General features: G+C 63.7%; 9 protein-coding genes. 8 read left to right on the top strand and 1 reads right to left on the bottom strand.

Annotated features, from left to right (window positions below; translation table 11 throughout):
* Nucleotides 1-6 precede the first annotated feature (6 nt).
* From ABX74_RS17220 to ABX74_RS17190, 7 genes are all read left to right on the top strand, one after another.
* Entirely contained in the window at nucleotides 7-1,671 is a 1,665-nt protein-coding gene (locus tag ABX74_RS17220) for a (2,3-dihydroxybenzoyl)adenylate synthase (protein ID WP_047889300.1), read from the top strand.
* A 36-nt stretch (nucleotides 1,672-1,707) separates the two neighbouring features.
* The gene (locus ABX74_RS17215; protein ID WP_019748152.1) at nucleotides 1,708-2,355 is read left to right on the top strand and encodes an isochorismatase family protein; all 648 of its coding nucleotides are present in this window, start codon (nucleotides 1,708-1,710) and stop codon (nucleotides 2,353-2,355) included.
* Between the two features lie 47 nt (nucleotides 2,356-2,402).
* Entirely contained in the window at nucleotides 2,403-2,855 is a 453-nt protein-coding gene (locus ABX74_RS17210; protein WP_019748153.1) for a flavodoxin family protein, read from the top strand.
* 208 nt (nucleotides 2,856-3,063) lie between these two features.
* Nucleotides 3,064-15,525, top strand: a complete 12,462-nt coding sequence (locus ABX74_RS17205) for an amino acid adenylation domain-containing protein (RefSeq protein ID WP_223257949.1) — start codon at nucleotides 3,064-3,066, stop codon at nucleotides 15,523-15,525.
* A 40-nt stretch (nucleotides 15,526-15,565) separates the two neighbouring features.
* The gene (locus ABX74_RS17200; RefSeq protein ID WP_047889319.1) at nucleotides 15,566-16,579 is read left to right on the top strand and encodes a Fe2+-enterobactin ABC transporter substrate-binding protein; all 1,014 of its coding nucleotides are present in this window, start codon (nucleotides 15,566-15,568) and stop codon (nucleotides 16,577-16,579) included.
* On the top strand, nucleotides 16,576-17,877 hold the full coding sequence (entS, locus tag ABX74_RS17195; protein ID WP_007735127.1) for an enterobactin transporter EntS: 1,302 nt from the start codon (nucleotides 16,576-16,578) through the stop codon (nucleotides 17,875-17,877). The genes ABX74_RS17200 and entS overlap by 4 nt, the downstream gene beginning before the upstream one ends.
* Nucleotides 17,874-18,719 (top strand): siderophore-interacting protein, encoded by an 846-nt coding sequence (locus ABX74_RS17190; RefSeq protein WP_047271424.1) that lies wholly within the window; start codon nucleotides 17,874-17,876, stop codon nucleotides 18,717-18,719. Before entS ends, ABX74_RS17190 begins: the two co-directional genes overlap by 4 nt.
* Here ABX74_RS17190 and ABX74_RS17185 read toward each other — a convergent pair.
* Complete coding sequence (locus tag ABX74_RS17185) at nucleotides 18,668-20,116, bottom strand: MFS transporter (RefSeq protein ID WP_047889298.1); 1,449 nt, start codon at nucleotides 20,114-20,116, stop codon at nucleotides 18,668-18,670. The two genes, ABX74_RS17190 and ABX74_RS17185, sit on opposite strands and share 52 nt — an antisense overlap.
* A 522-nt stretch (nucleotides 20,117-20,638) precedes the next feature.
* Between ABX74_RS17185 and ABX74_RS17180 the strand changes: the two genes are divergently transcribed.
* Nucleotides 20,639-21,058 (top strand): hypothetical protein, encoded by a 420-nt coding sequence (locus ABX74_RS17180; protein ID WP_047889297.1) that lies wholly within the window; start codon nucleotides 20,639-20,641, stop codon nucleotides 21,056-21,058.
* Nucleotides 21,059-21,091: the final 33 nt, after the last annotated feature.

The raw sequence follows: 21,091 nt of genomic DNA, 5'->3' as shown, positions 1-21,091 counted from the left end.
ACTTGCATGACATCGAGGATCGCTCGCGAGCCCTTGGCGCCCGTCGCACAGTATCCACCCGAATTGGTGACGCATTATCGGAAACGAGGCTATTGGACTGACGAGACGCTGGCCGGATTCATCACGGCCGCGGCCGCACGGCATCCCGACAACGAAGCGGTGGTAGGCAGCGATGCCACTGGGGCACAAACACGGCTGACGTATTGCGACCTCGATCGTCGCAGCTCGGCCGTGGCCGGAGGCCTGTCCGGCTTGGGTGTTCGCGCCGGTGACCGGGTGCTTCTGCAGCTGCCGAACATCGTCGAATACGTCGAAGCATTGTTCGGTGTGTTGAAGCTCGGCGCCCTGCCGGTATTCGGGTTGCCGGCGCATCGCCGAACCGAAATCGGATACTTCTGCCAGTTCGCGGATGTCGCTGCCTATATCGTCGCCGACCGTCATGGCGGGTTCGACTACCGCGCGCTGGCGCGTGAGGTGAACGAAGGCCTCGAGACTCCGCCTTTTGTGATCGTGGCCGGTGACCCCGAAGAGTTTGTCGGTTTCGATTCGCTGCGCGGATACGAGATTCCCGTTCTTGCCGACGTCGATCCGTTGTCGGTCGCCTTTCTTCAGCTTTCCGGTGGCACGACCGGTGTTCCGAAGCTGATTCCGCGAACGCACGCCGACTACCTCTACTCGGTGCGGGCATCCAACCCGATCTGCGGCGTCGACGACTCGACGCGCATGTTGGTGGTTCTCCCTGCTGCGCACAATTTTCCGATGAGTTCGCCGGGCATCCTGGGTGTCTTCCACGCGGGCGGCACCGTGGTTCTGGCGCCGGACACCATGCCGTCCACAGCTTTCGGTCTGATCGAATCAGAGCGAGTCACGCACGCGTCGCTGGTTCCACCGATCGCATTGGCCTGGATGGCCGCCCCCAGCAAGGCAGATCACGACCTGTCGAGCTTGCGGGTTCTCGGCGTCGGCGGAGCGAAGTTCAGCGCCGAAGCTGCCGCACGCGTCCCCAAGGAACTGGGCTGCACCCTTCAGCAGGTGTTCGGCATGGCTGAGGGTTTGGTCAACTACACCCGCCTCGACGACACGCAAGAATTGATCGTCAGCACGCAGGGCCGGCCCATTTCACCGGACGACGAGGTTCGTGTAGTCGATGACGATGGCGCGCTCGTCGAGCCCGGAACCACGGGGCACTTACTGACTCGGGGGCCATACACGATCCGTGGCTATTACCGGGCGGATGCGCACAATGCCGAGGTCTTCGACGCCGAAGGTTTCTATCGCACCGGCGATCTGGTCAGCGTCACCGATACGGGACACCTGATTGTCGAGGGCCGCGCAAAGGACCAGATCAACCGCGGCGGCGAGAAGGTGGCCGCCGAGGAGATCGAGAACCACCTGCTCTCGCATCCTGCTGTCCACGATGCGGCCGTCATCGCTGTTCCCGACGAGTACCTGGGCGAGCGAACCTGCGCCGTTCTGGTGATTTCCGGAGATGCACCGACCGTCGGCGAGATCAAGCGATACATACGAGGCCGAGGCGTTGCGGCGTACAAGGTTCCGGATCGAGTGGAGTTCGTGACCGAGTTCCCCGTCACCGGCGTCGGAAAGACCAGCAAGGCGGCCTTGCGCCGTGTTCTCAGCGAATCGATTGCCGCACAGACTCTGTCGAGTTGATCGGTTCCCACCCCCACATTTTCGAGGAGATTCATCATGGCGCTACCCACAGCAGTGCGATACGAGATGCCTACCGAGTTTCCGCAGAATCGGGTCGACTGGACTCTCGATCCTTCCCGAGCGGTGCTGCTTCTGCACGACATGCAGGAATATTTCGTGAACGCGTACGACCGAAGCGTCGACCCGCTCCAAACCGTGGTTCCGAACATCGACCGGCTTCGTTCGTCGGCGCGAGCTGCCGGAATCCCGATCGTCTACACCGCGCAACCCGGAGATCAGGATCCCGAGGAGCGTGCGTTGCTGTCGGATTTCTGGGGACCGGGTCTGAAGGCAGATCCCGCTCACACCGACGTGATCGCCGAGTTGGCTCCGCATCCGGACGACGTGATGCTCACAAAATGGCGCTACAGCGCCTTCATCAAAACGGATCTGCGTGAGCGGCTGCGCGAGAGTGGGCGTGACCAGCTGATCATCACCGGAATTTATGCCCACATCGGTTGCCTGACTACCGCTTTGGACGGTTTCATGCAAGACGTGCAGATCTTCTTCGTGGGCGACGCGGTGGCCGACTTCTCCCTGGGCGAGCATGTCGGCGCCCTCGAGTACGCGGCCGGGCGCTGCGCCTCGGTCACCCGAACCGATGACCTGGTCAAGGCGATGAGCGCGGAAACGGTGTCGGCGTAGGCGTGAACGGCGACGGGTGCGCCACCCGTCGCCGTATTGTCAGGTGTGTGAAGACTTTGTTGGTGGTTCACCACTCGCCCTCGCCGACAACCCACGAATTGTTGGATGCAGTCCTTGCCGGTGCTCGCGATCCGGAGATCGAGGGCGTCGAGGTGAAGGTGGTGCCGGCGTTGGCGGCGACGGTGCCCGACGTACTCGCTGCTGACGGCTATCTTTTCGGTACCACCGCCAATTTCGGATACATGTCGGGTGCGCTCAAGTACTTCTTCGACACCACGTACTACCAATGTCTCGGTGCGGTGTCGGATCGGCCGTACGGCCTGTGGGTTCACGGCAACAACGACACTGCTGGTGCCGTGTCGTCGGTGCGCAAACTCGCGACAGGGCTCGGGTTGGTCGCGGTGGCGGATCCGCTCGAAGTGACTGTGAGCGTGGACAAATCTGTCCGCGATGGTTGTTATGAACTGGGCGGAACCGTCGCAGCAACGCTGATGGACTAGCCTTCCACTTTCTCGTTTCGGTTCACGAAAGAGACTGTCCCGCAAGCGGTTGTAGAAGCGCGTGTCCTCTGGTGAACGCGTCGGGAGCCGTCGGTTCTCGGGTCACCGGCGAGGCGGATTCCCCGATTCATCGACATTTAGTTTAGGCTACCCAAAACGACGTTAGGTCACCCTTGGGTGACGTGTGTCCACAGACGAGGGGATCAGTGTGAGCGTTCTTCCAGGTTCGAACTCCGGAGCGGCAAACGAAGCTACGTTTGCTCTCACAGGAGCTCAACTCGGGATTTGGAACGCACAGAGGCTTGATCCCGAATCTCGGAGCTATCTCGTCGGTGAGGTGCTCGAAATCTCGGGCGACGAACCGATCGACACCGAACTTCTGACGGCCGCCATCAGGGCGACGATCGGCGAAGCCGAAACCATGCGACTGCGGATGATCGAGACGGCGGACGGCCCGCGTCAGTACATCTCCGACGAGCCGGTTGGCGTCATCCCGATCACCGACGTTCGTGACGAGCGCGATCCCGTAGCCGTGGCGCACGCACTGGTCGACGCCGAGCGCAGCCGAGCGTCCGAGTACTGCCGCCTGATGGTGGAGCGCCCTCTGTACACGTACTCGCTGATCAGGCTGTCCGATCGCGAGATCTGGTGCATCCAGCTCTATCACCACCTGATCGTCGACGGATACAGCGCAGCCATGATTTCGCGTCGTGTCGCCGCGCACTACACGGCGGCGAAGAAGGGAACCGACGTCGCACCAACGCGATTCGGTTCGATGAGTGCGTTGGTCGCCGAGGACGAGGCGTACCGGGCGGGCAACCAGTTCGTCGAAGATCGTGACTATTGGCGTGATGTCCTGACGCCTTTGCCTGCGTTGGACGGACGCGGCCAGCAGGTCACCGGTCCGGCGGAACGAACGATCCAGGTTCGCGAGGTCATCAGTGCCGACGCCCTCGGCCGCCTCAAAGAGGTGGCAGACGCGACGGGAACAACGTGGGCCGAGGCGCTGATCGCCTGCTACGGCGCGTTTCTCCACCGGTTGCTCGGTGAGACGGATGTTGTCATCGCGATGCCACTCATGGCACGCGTGGGGCGCACGGCACTCAAGACCCCGGCCATGGCAGTCAACGTTCTGCCTCTCCGGTTGACGATTCGCAGCCACGATCGACTCGGTGACCTGAGCAAGCAGGTGGCCGCCACGATGAAAAGCCTGCGCGCACACCAGCGCTACCGCGGTGAGAATCTTGCTCGGGACCTGGGCGTCGCCGGCACGGGCGCACTGCTTCACGGGATCGGAATCAATCTCAAGGCTTTCGACTTCGCCCTCGATTTCGCCGGTGCTGTGGGTGTACTACGTAACGTCGCCGGAGGTCCGCCCGAGGACCTGGGGTTGACGGTCACCCCCATCGCGGACGGCGAAGTTCTCCTCGGGTTCGAAGTGGACGCGCGCACCAACACTCGGGATTCGGTTCAGCGTCGCCTCGCTGGTTTCGTGAGCATCGTCAACGCGATGGTGGGGGAGGGAGATCCTGCCGTCGGACAGGTGCAGATGATGCCGGCACCCGAAGCTGCGCGGATTCTCACCCGCCGCGAGATTGAACCCGTGCCTGGCTCCGTCGCCCTCGTCCCGGACGTCTTCGACCGCATCGTCGCCGATCATGCGGATGACACGGTCCTGGTGTGCGGTGAGGAACGTCTGACAGGCGCAGAACTCGGTGGCCGCGTCCACAAACTCGCCCGGTTGCTTCGGGCTCGCGATGTCGGCCCGGACGACATTGTCGGACTTGCACTTCCGCGTACCTCCGAGATGGTGGTGGCTCTGCTCGCGACACTGAACGCGGGCGCAGCGTACGTGGCCCTGGATCCGCAGCACCCGGCCGAGCGGTTGCGGGATCTGATCGACGACGCGCAACCGAAGGTGGTGCTCACCACTTCCGCGTTGGCCGAGCAACTCGTCGGAGATTCTCGACCCGACCCGCTCGTACTCGATTCCGACGCAGTGCGCGAAGAACTCCGTGCCCATTCCGAGTTTCCACTCGAACTCGGTGAACTGGCGACGGTGCGGCATGGCGATCACCTGGCGTACGTCATCTACACCTCGGGATCGACCGGCAAGCCGAAGGGCGTATTGGTCAGAAGCGGTGGATTGGCGCACCTGCTTCACCATCACCGCGCCACCATCTACCGGGACACGGCCGAGCGCGTCGGAAATCGGCAACTGCACACCGCGCATACGGCGTCGTTCGCCTTCGACGCGTCTCTCGATCAGCTGTTGTGGCTGCTGTGTGGTCATCGGGTGCACGTATACGACGAAGAACTGCAGAAGGACGCCGTTGCCCTGGTCGCGGCGTTCGAGCGAGATTGCGTCGATGTGGTCGACACGACGCCGTCGATGGCGGCAGCGATGGTGGACAACGGATTGCTGCGTACGCAGCGGTTGCAGCTCCTCGTCGTGGGCGGCGAGGCGGCACCGCCCGCACTGTGGGACGCAATCATCGAATCCGGTGTTCCCGCTCGAAACCTGTACGGCCCCACCGAAACGACGGTCGACGCGATCGCGACCACGGTCGAAGGGGCCGGACCGCGTATCGGGTACCCGCTCGCGGGAACCCGTGCGTACCTGCTCGACAGCGCGCTCGAACCGGTCGCCGACGGTGAACGAGGTGAGCTCTATCTGGCCGGACCGCAATTGGCCAGGGGATACCTCGGTCGCGCCGGAGCGACCTCCGAGCGTTTTGTCGCAGATCCTTTCGGGGCTCCGGGAGATCTGATGTACCGCGCCGGGGACGTCGCGCGCTGGGTACCCGGGCGGGGATACGACTTCATCGGTCGTAGCGACAAGCAGGTGAAGATCCGCGGACATCGCGTCGAGTTGAGCGAGGTCGAGGCTGTTCTCGGATCGGTGCCCGGAATCGGCGCGTCTGCCGCGCTGATCCGTACGGATGGTGGACGGCCCAGCCTGGTCGGCTACGTTGTAGCCGCCGCCGGCACAACGCTTCCGCCGCAGGAAGAATTGCGCCGAGACCTCGCTGGTCGCGTACCGGATCATCTGGTTCCCGCCGCAATCGTCGTTCTGGACGAACTGCCCGTCACGGTGAACGGAAAGCTCGATCGTGCGGCACTACCAGCCCCGGCTACCGAATCGGAAGGTCGCGCTGCATCGACACCGCACGAGGAAATCCTCTGTGACGTGGTGGCCGAGGTGCTCGGCCGCGAGCGCGTCGGTGTGGACGAGGATTTCTTCGGCCTCGGTGGTGACAGCATCACGGCAATCAGTGTCAGCAGTCGCCTGCGGGTGCGCGGACTGGTCGTCGCTCCGAAAGAGCTACTGGCACAGCGAGATCTGGGAACCATCGCCGCTGCGGCGCGTGAGATTGCCGATGACGCCGACGCCGTAGCCTCGGTTGCGGACGTGGCGACCGGCACCGTGATCGCTCCGCCGATCGTTCGGGCACTGATCGACAAGAATCCGACAGACGAGGCAATCGCGGGCTACACGCAGTGGACCGCAGTGCGCATCGACGACGGCCTCTCGCTTGGCGACCTGCAGTCCGGCGTGCAGACGATCCTCGATCACCATGACGCTCTACGTCTGCTCCTGCGCCGTGACAATGACAGCGGCACTACCGAATTGATCGTCCGAGACGTCGGCGCGGTGCGCAGCGAGGGGCTCGTTCACGAGGTGTCCGACACCTCCGAGCCGTCCCGGATCAGAGAGCTCGCGGAGGCGTCGGCGGCGAGTCTCGACCCGCGCGCCGGTGAACTCCTGCGAGTCGTACTGGTCAATACCGAGGCCGGTCGACCCGACCAATTGATCGTCGTGGCTCACCATTTGATCGTCGACGGTGTGTCCTGGCGAATTCTGCTTCCAGACCTCCACGAAGCTACCGATGCAGCGCGCGAGCGTAGGTCGGCCCGGCTGGGTGCTGGCGGAAGTTCGTGGCGCCGATACGCGGGGTTGCTCGCAGAATTCGGGGCCTCGGGCAGCAGGGCGTCAGAGCTCGAGTACTGGAAGTCCGCGTCGGTACAGGCGGACGACGAGCCGATCGGCAGTCGTCGTCTCGACCCGAAAGTCGACGTGACCGCAACCGCCTCTCGCACGACAACTGTTGCACCCCCGGCTGTCACCGACGCGCTGTTGACCACGCTTCCGGCGGCGTATCGAGCCAAAGCCGACGAAGTGCTTCTCGCGGGTTTGATGCTTGCCTTGCGCTCATGGCAGCACGGCCGCGGCCTCATCGGGATGCCCGCGCAGACAGTCACCGTCGAAGGCCATGGCCGCGACGCGCTCACCAGCGACACCGACTTCGCCGGAACCATCGGGTGGTTCACCAGTGAGTTCCCCGTCCGGGTTCCCACCGATGCACTGCTCACTGCAGACGATCTCGCCGACGCACTGAGCGGCGGAGCAGCTGCCGGGCATCTGCTTCGTGCGGTGAAGGAAGCAAAACGCGCCGTACCCGGAGGTGGAGTCGGCTACGGAGTTCTGCGGCATCTGGATCGCGACACCGCACCTGACCTTTCCTCGTGCGCTACACCTGAACTGTTGCTCAACTATCTCGGCCGCTTCCCGTCCCTACCCGGAACCGGATGGCGATTGCCGGAGCAGGATCCATTCGCGGTCATCGAACCGGCGAGCAAGGCTATGTCGGAGGTGCTGGCGCTCAACGCATTTGTCCGTGAGGACGGAGCACCGACGCTGGCAGTCGAATGGACTGCGGCGGGTTCAGTGCTCGACGGCGAAACGATCGTCGCGCTGCAAGAGCATTGGGAACGTGCGCTCGCTGCCCTGACCGCGCATGCCGCGCTCTTCGAGGGTGGTTTGACGCCTTCCGATTGCTCGGCGACGATCTTCGGCCAGGGCGCGGTGGTAGATCAAGCCGGGATCAACGAACTCGAAGCCGTCCACGGACCGCTTGCCGATGTACTTCCGCTCTCGCCGCTACAAGAAGGTCTCCTGTTCCACGCGGTCCGTGACGGCGAGGCAGACGTCTACACCCTTACTGCACGCTTCGACCTCTCCGGCCCGTTGGACGAGGTGAAGTTGGCCGACGCGTTCGAGACCGTGATCGACAGGCACCCGAACCTACGCGCAGCTTTCCACTACGAGCAGTTCGAACGGCCCGTTCAGATCATTCCGCGCGGTGCAAAAGTCGAGTGGCGTTCGGTCGACCTGACCTCCGTTCCAGCTGACACTGCATTCCGCTCTGCAGATCAGCTCGAGGACGAGGCCGCCGATTACGTCTTCGATGTCAGTACACCGCCTCTGCTGCGTGCGCTGCTGATTCGGCTGCCCGGCGGGGTGCACCGTTTGGTCCTCAATGCGCATCACCTGCTCACCGACGGGTGGTCGACTCCGATCGTCCTGCGCGAGCTGATGAACGTCTACCACGACGGCGATGCGCACCTTCCTGCGCCGACGCCGTATCGCGACTACTTGGCATGGATCGCCGGCCGTGATCAGGACTCTGCCCGCGCAGTGTGGAGTGAGCGTCTGCGTGGGCTCACCGCGCCGACTCTCGTTGCCGACGCAGGGGCGCCGCGAAGTGTGCCCGTCGCGCTCGAGGTTCCTCTCGCGACATCGGACGCCGAAGCGCTGATCGAACTCGGTCGTGCGCGAGCGCTGACGGTCAACACCCTGGTTCAGGGTGCGTGGGCGGCGGCGCTCGCCGAAGCGACGGGACAGTGGGACGTCGTGTTCGGGGCCACGGTGTCCGGCCGACCTGCCGAACTCTCCGGGGTGGAGGGAATGGTCGGGTTGTTCAGCAACACGATTCCGGCCCGCCTCGACATCGTCGCGGATCAGCCCTTGCTGGATCAGTTCGTCGGTCTGCAGAACGCGCAGTTCGACATCGTGGACGTCGAGCACACCAGTTTGGCCGAGATCGAACGCATCGCCGGGATCGGTCAACTGTTCGACACGCTCCTGGTGTTCGAGAACTTCCCGAACTCCGGTGCGGGACAGCCTGCATCGCACACACTTCGAGTCGAGGGATTCGCCAACCGCGGAGTCACGCACTATCCGATGACGTTGATGGCGCCGCCGAGCACCGGTCTGGATCTGGTCCTGTACCACGATCCGGCAGTTGTCTCCGAAGCCACGGCGCAGCGAATGGTCACACGGCTCGCGGAGATCCTGCGTGGGTTGCTGACCGAGCCGACAGCTCCCGCATCCGCGGTGCTCTCGGTTGTCCGACAGACCCGCCGCGTTGCCGATGCGGTGGCTGTCACAAAAATGGTGGCTGTCACGAAAAAGGCGGCCGCGTCTGATCAAGCGATCGATGTCGATCCCGCGGTCGTCGATGCAGTGTGCGCCTGTGTCGCAACGGTGTTGGAGATTCCCGACGTCGATCCGGGTGACAATTTCTTCACTCTCGGCGGTCACTCGCTCACAGCGATGCGGTTGGTGGGAAGTCTGCGGAAGCTGGGAATACGCGTCGTCGTCTCCGATGTCTTCGACACCCCGACCCCCCTCGGTCTTGCCGTGGCCGCACGCGTCGATCAGAAGAAGTTCTCGCCGGATTCGGTTGCTGTCGTCGATCGACCCGCCGTGACCATGGCTACGTTCCGCGCCCCGGCAGTGGCGGGAAATCCTGATCACGAGCGGTATTGGGTTCGCACGCTCGCGGGCTTGCCCCTCGAAACGGACCTTCCCTACGATCGCCCGCGCGGCGAAGAGTACCGCCCGCACACCTACGTTCGTCAGCTACGCGATGCTCGGTTCGGTGACGGATCAGGATTCGACGCGGTGCTGTTGGCCGCAGTGGCGGCGACGCTGAACGGCTTCGGTGGCGGTCGGGACCTTGCGGTCGGACTGTTCTCGGAAGGGACTGACACCCTGATTCGGGTCGACCTGTCCGGTCGGCCGAGAATTGCCGATGTCGTTCGACGAGTCGAAAACGCTGTCTCTGAGTCACTTGCGCATTCCGAAGTCAGCCTCGACCGAATCGCCGATCTACTCGGGCGTCCGACGAGTAGTCTGTTCGCTGCCCGTGTCGGTCACTCGCCCGGAAATAGCGTCGACCTCGAATTCGTCCGAACCGCAACAGAACTTCGATTGACGGTTGATGCCGGGCTGTTCGACGCCGCGACTGTGGACGCATTGCTCGACGGTGTGATCGCGGTCCTCGGTCACGAAAACAGCACTGTCGTCGCGGATCTGCGACTGGCGGAAAACAAGTCGGATCGCGACCCGGGCCGACGCGCGACGCCGCCGTCGGGGATCTCGCAGTTGTTCGCTCGACACGTCAGCCGTCACCCCGACGACGTCGCGGTGATCTCCGGCGAGGTCGGAATTACCTATGGGGAACTGTCGGCGCGCGTCGACGAGCTGGCCCGCGAACTTCTCGCGGCCGGCGCCGGACCCGAGAAGGTAGTCGCCGTCGCGCTCGATCGAGATGCGGATCTGGTGGCCGGACTGCTCGCGGTACTGCGTATTGGTGCGGCGTACCTGCCACTCGACGTCGACTACCCGAGTGAGCGGCTCGAGTTCATGATCGAGGACGCGGCCCCGGTGTGTGTCCTGACCAGTATCGACAGCGCAGGGCAACTTCCGTCGACGGTCGCCACGAGTGTCTTCGTGGACGGTGAGTTCACCAACTCGGGCGTTGTGCTTCCTTCGCCGCCCGCGGCGGGTGATCACCTCGCCTACATGATCCACACCTCCGGTTCGACGGGTCGCCCCAAGGGCGTGATGGTCTCGACGGGCAACCTCGCGGCCTTCGCGGACACGGTACTCGAGGATTGCTGGATCAGGCCGGGCGATCGCATCGTCGCGGTGACAACGGTGTCGTTCGACATCGCCGCACTCGAGTTGCTGTGCCCGCTCGCAGCGGGCGCGACTGTCGTGATCGCAGACCGCAGGACGGTTCGCGATCCGGATGCGTTGTCGGCGTTGATCATCGCAAGCGATGCGACAGTGATGCAGGCAACGCCGGCGCTGTGGCGAGTGGTCACCGAACACGAGAACGCAGTCGGACTCGCCATGGTGCGAGCCCTGGTGGGAGGGGAAGCCCTCCCTCAGGATCTGGCTGACGATCTGGTGGCCAACGCTGCTTCGGTCCGGAATGTCTACGGACCCACCGAGGCCACGGTGTGGGCGACATCTTCGGTCATCACGACCGGCGACCGAGTCACGATCGGTCAGCCCTGGACCGACGTGCACGTGCGAATCCTCGACGACGACCTGCGTGAGGTTCCGGAAGGCGTTGCGGGCGAGCTGTATCTGGGTGGTGCGCAGGTGGTCCGCGGATACCTGAATCGCCCCGATCTGACCGTCGCTCGGTTCGTTGCCGATCCTTCTCTGCCGGGGGCACGTCTCTACCGCACCGGCGATCTGGTCCGACGCAGGCGAGGGGTTTTGCACTTCCTTCGTCGTGCGGACGATCAGGTGAAGGTTCGCGGTTTCCGTATCGAGCTCGGCGAGGTCGAAGGCGCGCTCGGATCGGTGGCCGGTGTGTTCCGCGCGGCAGCCACCGTCCGTGTCGATGCGGCGGGCACCGGAAGTCTGCACGGATATGTGGTTCCCGAAGGTGGAACCACGCTCGATTCGGTACTGGTGCGCAAGGAGATTGCGCGGCTGCTCCCTGAGCACATGGTGCCGCAGAGCATCACGGTGCTCGAAGCACTCCCGCTCACCCTCAACGGCAAGGTGGACCGAAAGGCATTGCCCGACACCGCGCCGGATCGTGTGCCGAGCCCACTCGTAAACGTCGATGCGGATCGTCGGGCACGGCTCGAGTCGCTGAGCCCGGGCTGGCAGGACGTGTTGCCACTCGGTCCCTTGCAGGAAGGCATGTACTTCCAGTCGGTTCTCGACGGCGCGGGCGGTACGGATGTCTATCACATGCAGCCGCGATTCGAGTTCTCCGCCGATGCTGCCGTCGACGTTCGCTCACTCCGAGCAGCGGGGGATGCGCTCTTGCGGCGCTATCCGAACCTGCGGGCCGGCTTCACACACGCCGGTTTCGACACTCCGGTGCAGTTCGTGCCCAGGGCAGCCGAAATGCCTTTCCGCGAGATCGATCTGAGCGCAGTTGCGACCGAGGACATCGATCGCGAGGTTCGCGCCGTCGACGAGGCCGAATTCGGTACGCTCTTCGACTTGAGTGCACCACCACTCATTCGAATGGTGCTGGTCTGGTTACCGGGTGGGGGAGCGCATCTCGTCTTCACTCAGCACCACCTGCTGACCGACGGTTGGTCGCAGACCTTGATGTACGCGGAGTTGTTTGCGCTCTACGAGTTTGCTCGCACTCACGGCACGGACCCGGTTGGACTCGACGGCGCGCTCGACAAGCCTGCGGACTTCCGTGATCACCTGCGATGGATCGCCGAAGCGGATCGCACGGACGCCCTCTCGTCCTGGAAGGACTACCTCGCGGATCTCGGGCAACCCACACTCGTGGGTGGTACGGGATCAGGCGGACGCGCTCCGTTGCCGGTGTTCACCCGGGTTCAGCTCGAACAGAGCATCACCGAGCACGTTCGCGAGCTGGCCAGACGTAGCGGAGTGACGCTGTCCACCGTCGTCTCTGCGGCGTGGGGCCTGGCATTGCGCGCCGTGACGGGGCGTGACGACGTTGTCTTCGGATCGACGGTTTCGGGACGTTCACCCGAGGTCGAGGGCGCCGACCGCATGGTGGGCTTGGTGCTCAACACCATTCCCGTGCGTGTCCGGGTCCGGCCAGGCGAGGAGATCTCGGCGTTGCTCGGACGCCTGTTCCGTGAACAGGGTTCGCTGCTTGGGCATCACCAGCTCGGGCTCGGCGACGTGCAGCGAAGCGCTGGGTTCGCAACACTGTTCGACACGCTCTACGTCTTCCGCAACACGCCTCGTGACGAACAGGCACGTCGAGACACGTTCGGGCGCAGTGGAATCGTCGGGTTCGACGCAGTGGACGGCACCCACTATGCGCTCACGCTCGACGTGGATCCGGGGGTCGGGGATGCGCCGATGGCGCTCACTCTCGAAAATCGTCCCGACCTGATTCCCCACGACGTGGCTCGGGACGTTCTTTCACGCACCATCACGATCCTCGAAGTGATGGCGAATTCCGATACCGCCACGGTGGCGGACACGGCGGTTCCGCTTTCGCACACCCCCGCGGAATTCGCTTCGGAGCACATTGTGATGCCGCGGCCGGACCAGGCAGGCGGTAGCGTGGACGCCTTGCTCCGCGAAAGGGCAGCGGCAACTCCGGACGAGACGGCGCTGGTCTTCGGAGACGTCACACTGAGCGCAGCCGAGATGAACACTCGAGTGGACAGGCTGGCACGGATACTCGCTTCGGCGCTGGGGCAGTCGGTGCCAGGCGCGGGATCGACCCGTGTTGTGGCGCTCGCACTTCCGCGTACCGCCGATCACGTCGTAGCGATCTTCGCGGTCATGAGAACCGGAGCGGCATACCTTCCCTTGGATCTGGCTCACCCGCCGGCACGCCTGCGCGAACTGATCCTCGACAGCGATGCGGCGCTGGTGATCACCACGACTCAGACGCGTGACCTTGTTGTTCCGGACGGACAGGTATGTCTGGTCCTCGACGACCCGGACGTAACCGGGGTACTCGACGGGCAGTCCCCGGCACCTGTAGTCGACGAGGCCGCGGTGTGCGGGCCGACCTCACCGGACCAGCCTGCCTACGTCATCTACACCTCGGGCAGTACCGGAAAACCCAAGGGCGTCGTGGTGGGTCACCGCGGGTTGACGACGATGTATCACAATCACAAGGCCGAGATCTTCACTCCGACCGAAAACAGTGTGGGTGGCCGACGTTTGCGCATCGCGCACACAGTCTCGTTCTCGTTCGACATGTCGTGGGAGGAACTGTTCTGGTTGCTCGCGGGGCATGAAGTTCACGTGATCGACGAGCAGGCGCGACTGGACCCCGCGTCTCTGGTGAAGCATTACCGCGAAGTCGGTATCGACGTCGTGAATGTAACCCCCTCGTATGCACGGGAACTGATGGCCGCCGGTCTCCTCGACGGGGAGCGGACGCCTGTATTGGTGATGCTCGGAGGAGAAGCTGTACCTGCCGAGCTGTGGTCGCGATTGCGCGATCAGGACGGTGTCGACGGGTACGACCTTTACGGGCCGACGGAGTTCACGATCAACGCGATGGGATCCCCGGTTCAGGGGAGCGAGACACCGTGCTTGGGTCGTCCGATTCTGAACGCGTCCGCGCGGGTACTCGATTCGGGGCTGCGGGAGGTTCCGATCGGAGCGGCGGGCGAGCTGTACATGTCCGGTGACGGAACGGCGATGGGTTATCTTCACCGGACCGCGCTGACATCTTCCGTATTCGTCGCTGATCCCTACTCGGTCGGTCACCGCATGTACCGCACGGGTGACGTCGTTCTGCGTCGCCGCGATGGCGAACTCGAATATCTGGGTCGCGCAGACCATCAGGTCAAGATCCGAGGCATTCGGATCGAATTGGGTGAAGTGGAATCCGCGCTGGCGTCGTTGCCGGGAGTGTTGAGAGCGGCAGCGTCAGTCCGTAGCGAAGGCGGTGGGCCGCCGCGACTGGTCGGGTACGTCATCGAAGAACCCGGCGCTGATGCAGTCGATCTGCGAGCTGCGTTGCGGGAACGCGTACCGGCACACCTGGTTCCGTCGGACATCGTCGTCGTGGATTCGATCCCGCTGACGCCCAACGGAAAACTGGACCGCGGTGCGTTGCCGGCACCCCCCGCCCGAGCAGCGGCCCGAGCACCGCGAACCGAGATGGAAAGGCAACTGTGCCAGGTCTTTGCGCGCGCACTCGGCGTCGAGGCAGTCGATCCCGAAGAGAGTTTCTTCGATCTCGGCGGCGACTCGCTTCGAGCCATGCGACTGGTGGGGGAGATGGAGCACGACCTGTCGGTGAGCGTCGGTGTGGGAACGCTGATGGCCCGTCCGACAGTTGCAGAACTTGCAGTACACCTTGACGAGTCGGCGTCCGAAATCGATCTGAGTCGTGATCGCCTCCTGACACTGCGAGCCGAAGGCAGCGGAGAACCACTGTTCTGCGTGCATCCGGCCGGTGGATTCGCTTGGCCCTTTGCGCCTTTGACCGGTGTTCTCGAGGCCGACCGTCCACTGTTCGGCCTGCAACTGCCCACAGTTGCCGGGGAGCCACTCGAACCGACGAACGTGGACCAACTGGCAGCGATGTACGTCGACACGATTCGCGGCGTGCAACCGAGCGGGCCGTACCACCTGCTCGGCTACTCGTTCGGTGGCAACGTCGTTGCCGCGATGGCGGCTCAGCTGGTCGATACCGGCGAGAGGGTGGAGTTCGCCGGTCTGATCGATACTCATCCACTGGGAGATCGTGACGATCGCGGTCGCGACGATGCCGACGACCGAGATCTGGCCGCCGCCCTGCCACCCGAGATCCTCACTCAGGCACCGGGACTGGTCGACGCAGTTCGGGCGGGTTTTGATGCCACTCGTTTGCTCGTGGCCAGCTCGACCGACACAACCTACGACGGACCGGTTACTCTGATCACCGCCGACGCCGAGGCGTCCGGACAGCTGCTGGCCGATCGCTGGCGCGCAGTCCGCGGGGACCAGGACATGGCAGTACACCATCTGCCGTACGACCACGCCGGATTGGTGACCCCAGCCGGGTGGGCGGCCATTGCCCCGCTGCTCGACAGCCATTTGTCGAAACGCACGGCCACATAGTTCGAAAACCACACAGTTGAAACACAATGGGAGCTCAATGATGAAGTCCACACCGCCCCTCGCGATACGGAGTTGGCGACGATTCGTCGCCATCGCAGGGTTGCTGATCGTCGCACTCGTGGCGATGATCGGTTGCAGTAGCGATTCGAACGACGAACCGACCGAGGCTGCAGAGCCCACGACCCGCGTGATCGAGACCGAGAAGGGCTCGGTCACCGTGCCCGCGTCGGCGGAGCGCATCGTGGTTCTGAGCGGCGGTCTCGCCGGATACCTGTACGCCCTGGACGCACCGGTGGTTGCCACCGATACCCGCGTCCTCGGTGTCACGAACCTCGACGGTGGATTCCCGCCGGCATGGTCGGATGCCGCAAAGGCGCAGGGCACCAAGGAATTGCCGGCCGGCGAGCAGCTCAACATCGAAGCCGTCGCGGCGGCTGAACCCGACCTGATCATCGGCGGTGGCCAGGGAATCACCTCCGTTCAGTCCGAGGAACTCTACGATCAGCTCACTGCTATCGCACCCACCGTCTTGGTCCCCAAGACGGTCGCCGCGTGGGACAAGCAGCTCGAAATCGTCGCCGACGCGGCGGGCCGTTCCGACCAGGTTCCGGCGCTGATGAGCGCATACGAGGACAAGGTCAAAGAGGTCAAGGGCAAGATCAAGGTTCCCGAGGGCAACGTCGTCTACTTCCTCTCGGTCTCGAGCAACAAGCCGTACCTCGTTCCGCCGACGGCCGCGCTGCCCGCGATGCTCGCCGAGCTCGGTTTCAAGGCCGACGACGTCATGGCCAAGGCCGGCAACCCGCAGCTCTTCGGCTCGGGTGACTCGTTCGAGGTCAGCCCGGAACTGCTCTCGCAGGTCGCCGATGCTCCTGTCGCCTTTGTGATTCCGGTGTCCGGTCGCCCGATGGCCGAACTTGCCACCGATCCGCTTTACTCGCAGTTGCCGTCCTTCAAGGCAGGCACGACGTTCGAGCTCCCCGCCAGCAGCTACCGTCCTGACTACGACGGCGCAATGGCTACCCTCGACCTGATCGGCCAGACCTTCGCATGACTCGATTCGGTGGGCTGGTGATCGATGTTTCACCCTTGCGGACCAGCCGTCCCTTCAGGTACGCCTTTTCCGCGCGATTGATCTCGCTGCTCGGGATCGGACTGCTCGTCGTAGCCGTCCCCGCGCAGACGTACCAGCTCACCGGCTCGACCTTGCAGGTTGCCGGAGTGTCCACGGCGATGGCCATCGCCATGTTCTTCGGCAGCCTGTTCGGCGGCGTGCTCGCTGACCGTTACGATCGGCGACGCACCATCCAGTTGGCCCGCAGTGCTGCGGGTCTCGGCTTTGTCATTCTCGGGTGCAATGCGCTCTTGCCACACCCGTCGATGTGGGTCATCTACGTCGCGGCAGCTGTCGACGGCTTGGCCGGCGGTGTCAGCAGCTCGGCCTTGATGGCTTTGATGCCGACGTTGTTGCCGCGCAACAAGATGGCTGCGGCCGGCGCTTTGGTAGCGCTGACCACCGACATCGGGACGATGATCTCGCCGGCAATCGCCGGCGTGATCATCGCCTCCGGCGGCATTCCCGCGACATACTTTGTTGCTGCGGTGGCCACCGCAGCAACTGTCACGTTGTTCCAAGCCATCGGCCCTTCTCCTGCACCGGGCACGAATCACGAAAGCCCGATGCGCGCGCTGGTGACCGGCGTGAAATTCGCCGGCACGCACACAGTCATTCGCGGCATCCTTATCAGCGGTCTGTTGGTCATGTTCGTCAGCGGGCCGATGGTGTTGCTGCCTGCCTTCGTCGACCAGGTCCTCGGCGGCGGACCCACCATGCTCGGTCTGCTCTACGGCGCCCCCGCTGTCGGCGCTGTGGTCGGTTCCCTCACCAGCGGTTGGACCGGACGAGTCCACCGCAACGGCGCCGCGATGTTGATCTCTGTTGCGCTGATGCCTCTCGGCCTGGTGGTACTGGGTGCGTCGGGAGCAGCGATTGTCGCGTTCCTGGGCCTGGCCGGATTCGGCCTCGGCCGCGCACTCAACGACATTCTGAGATTTGCAGTCCTTCAACAGAACACTCCGGACGAATTGCGCGGACGCGTGTCCAGTCTGTGGATGGTGCAAGCCGTCACGGGTACGGCGATCGGTTCGATGGCAGCCGGGTTCCTCGGGCAGTGGCTCGAGCCTGGCGCCGCGCTACTGGTCTTGGGGCTCGCCGGTGTGACACTGGGCCTGGTGCTCCTGGCAGCATTGGGTTCGGTGCGCCGGGTAACTTCGGAGATCAACGAAGTCGATCTCTCCGAAAACACTGTGCCGGTGGGGAATGCTCCGCCGGAAAAGGAAGGTAGTTCATGAACCGAGGAGACCACCTCGCGACCATCGCCGAAGTTCTGGCGGGAACCACCGGCGCAAAAGTGCCGTACCCCATCGGCATTCGCGAACTCGAAGTTGTTCGCAGCGAAATGGTCGGGACCGGACTGTTGCGTCTGACCTTGGGTGGACCGGAGTTGGCGGGCTTCGAATCGCACGCTCCCGACGAGCATGTTCGCCTGGTCTACCCGGATGCAGACGGAACTTTACGTCTACCCGAACGCGACGGATTCAGCCTGAAGTGGCCTCGTCCATTGCCGATCTCGCGTGAGTACACCGTCCGTCGATACGACGCCGAGGCGGGGGAGCTGGACCTCGATTTCGCGCTCCACGAAGGTGGGTACGCCTCTGATTGGGCTCAGGCGGCGACCGTCGGCACTCGGGTGCACGTGGCAGGTCCGCCCGGTGGCGTCGTGGTTCCGTGGACGTACGACCGCTATCTGCTGGCCGGTGACATCACCGCCCTTCCTGCCATTGCTCGTTGGCTCGAGATGATGCCCGCTGCTGCCGCCGGGTGGGTGTTCGTCGAGATCACCGACCCTTCACAGGAAATCGAACTCACTGTTCCGGAAGGCGTCGAGGTGCGATGGCTGCACCGCGGTGACGTCCCAGCCGGTCACTCGGATCTGCTCGAGCAGGCAGTACGGACGGTCACCGTGCCCGAGGGCGAGCGTGTCTACGCCTGGATCTCCGGTGAGGCCACCAGTCTCAAGCCGATTCGCAGATTCGTGCGCGACGAACTCGGCCTGAGTTCGGGCGACCACCTGATCACGGGCTACTGGAAGCGCGGAGTCGCAGACTTCGACGAGGACGACGACGACCACTGAACATCGGTTGATGCCGGTTTCGGCATCGTCACCGCGACAACGAGTCCGACAATCGCAACGATTGCCGCCACTCCGAAAGCTGTGGCGAATGCCGAGTGCTGGGGAAGGCCGCCGGATGAAGTCGCGCTCGCGATGATCCCGGCGGCAATTTGGGTTCCCACAGCAGAACCCAGCGATCTGGCGATCGTGACTATTGCCGTCGTGACACCTACGCGGTCTGCCGGTGCGCTGTCGGCGGAGATGACGAACACTGCCGTCGACGCGGCGGCAACGCCGGTACCCGCAAGGATCAGCACCACAACGATCTGCCACATCGTGGTTGCAAAGACCCCGACGGCGCCGCTCAGGCCGAGGAAGGCAACTCCCGCTACCGCAATGGCTTTCGTGCCGACCCGTTGTGCGAGCTTTCCGGAAATCACCGACGCGATCACCGCTGCGCCGTAACCGATGCACAGCAGGATTCCGATGGCACTTGTCGATGCACCGCGGCCGAATCCGCTCTCTGCCGGCACGGCGAGTTGTTGCGGAAGTAGATAGACAACAGCGCCGTAAGTGAACCCGAAAACCACGCCGACGACCACGGCGCTCCACATCGAACGATGCCGCATCATCGTCAGGTCGACCATCGGCTCGGTTGTCCGGCTCTGATACTTGGCCCAGATCGCGAACACGGCAGCGGAAGCGAGAAGCAGCAGCATCGACGTCGGTGCGCCCCACCCGTTGCTCGATGCGCTCGCCAGCCACGCCGTCAGCGTCAACAATCCCAGAGCCAATCCGCCCGCTCCCGGCCAATCGAGTCGGCCGCCGACGTTCGACATGTGATCTCGTGGTGTGCTCACGGCAAAAGCAATTGCGCCGAGCAAAACGAACGCGGTCGGAACTGCATACATCGCGGTGCGTGAGACGTTTTCCGCGACGGGCCCGGCCAATACGACTCCCAGAGCGCCGCCGGCCACTACGACAGCCCCGAGTAAACCCGTGGCCGTCTTCAGTCGGTCCGAGGACAAAGTGCGTCGTAGGACCACGAAGCTCACGGGCAACAACCCGAGCCCGAATCCCTGGAGAAACTGGCCGAGGACGAACAGCGGGAAGATCGTTGCAAGAGCGGACACGCTGCCGCCCAGGACGACGATTGTCGTGATCGCGAGCAAGGTGGGGCGGGCGCCGTACACGTCGGCTATTCGCCCGGCCATCGGCGTGACGAGAACAGTGCTCAACGTCAGAGCGACGGATGCGAGCGCTCCGACGTCGGCCGTCACTCCGAAGTCTCTCTGTATCAGGGGGAGTGCGGGGACGATGATGCTTTCGAGCGCGGCGACGGCAGCGATCAGCAGGGTCAGGCTTGCGATAATTGCTACCGGTCGCGGCTGATTTCCGGAGATGCTCTCTGTGGTCATCGTGCTCTCTTTCGATCGGGGAGTGAGGGGCTTCTGGACACGACGAAGCGCCGCCCCAGCAAGAGTCCGGAAGGGTTGTGGCACTGGGTATATAGGTCAGTGCGGTAGAGCGTCTTGTTATTTCGTTACGCGTACCGTTATTGTGGAGAAATGTAATCGGATTCAGCGCACAAAGCAAGAGCCGGATGGGGCGGAATTGGCGCGAAGTATCGCGAGACCACAACCGGCAGACTTTCGCTGTTGTGGTCGGTCAGGGTCAGGTGATGTGACGATGAGGCGTATTTCTCGTCGAACATGACGCTGGTCACCAAAAGGGCTCTGCCAGCAGGGAGTTCATCTGCCGGACACATCCAAGGTTCCCGTTTGAATGCCGGGTTTGTTAGCTTTCTGCCTGTGACGCGACGTCACGGAAAGTTCACGAATCACGGAGGATCATCATGGGTTCTATTTCAACGATCATCGGCATCTTCGAGCTCTACAAGCTGCTCGAGCCGCTGCTGAGTTCGCTGAGCTGATTCAGGTGTGATTTCGCTGTCGAGCCGGGGCGCCGAGGGACTCGGCTCGGCAGCGGATCTCGAGGATCCGGCGCGATCAGGACCCGTGGAACGGATGTCGGCACCGGCAGAATTCCATCGCTCCGGTGTAGTGGTCCATCACCAGGATTTCTGCGCACCGAGCGGGCTGCGGTGCGAACCTGAGGCAGCGCTCGATCCAGCCGCGCTCGAGCGAAGGGGCCGGGTGCGCGCAGTTCCCGCATCGGCCGGGACGTTCGGCGACACGTACGGAACCGTGGTGCTCCGGGGGCATGCCAAACATCTTGGTGGTGCGATGTTTCCAGGGCAATGGTTCGGCTCGAGCGGAAGCTATGTCACGAAAGCGCGACGGCGATATGCGAGGACCGAACCCGATGAGGCTGCCCTACCTGGCTACCTGGCTACCTGATAGATCCGATTGTCCAGACTGAGTTTTTTGGTG

The sequence above is a fragment of the Rhodococcus sp. ARP2 genome, assembly GCF_001029585.1.
GTDB classification, from domain to species: Bacteria; Actinomycetota; Actinomycetes; order Mycobacteriales; family Mycobacteriaceae; genus Rhodococcus_F; species Rhodococcus_F erythropolis.
The sequence above is the reverse complement of the archived record's forward strand: the minus strand, read 5'-3'. Positions and strand labels throughout refer to the sequence as shown.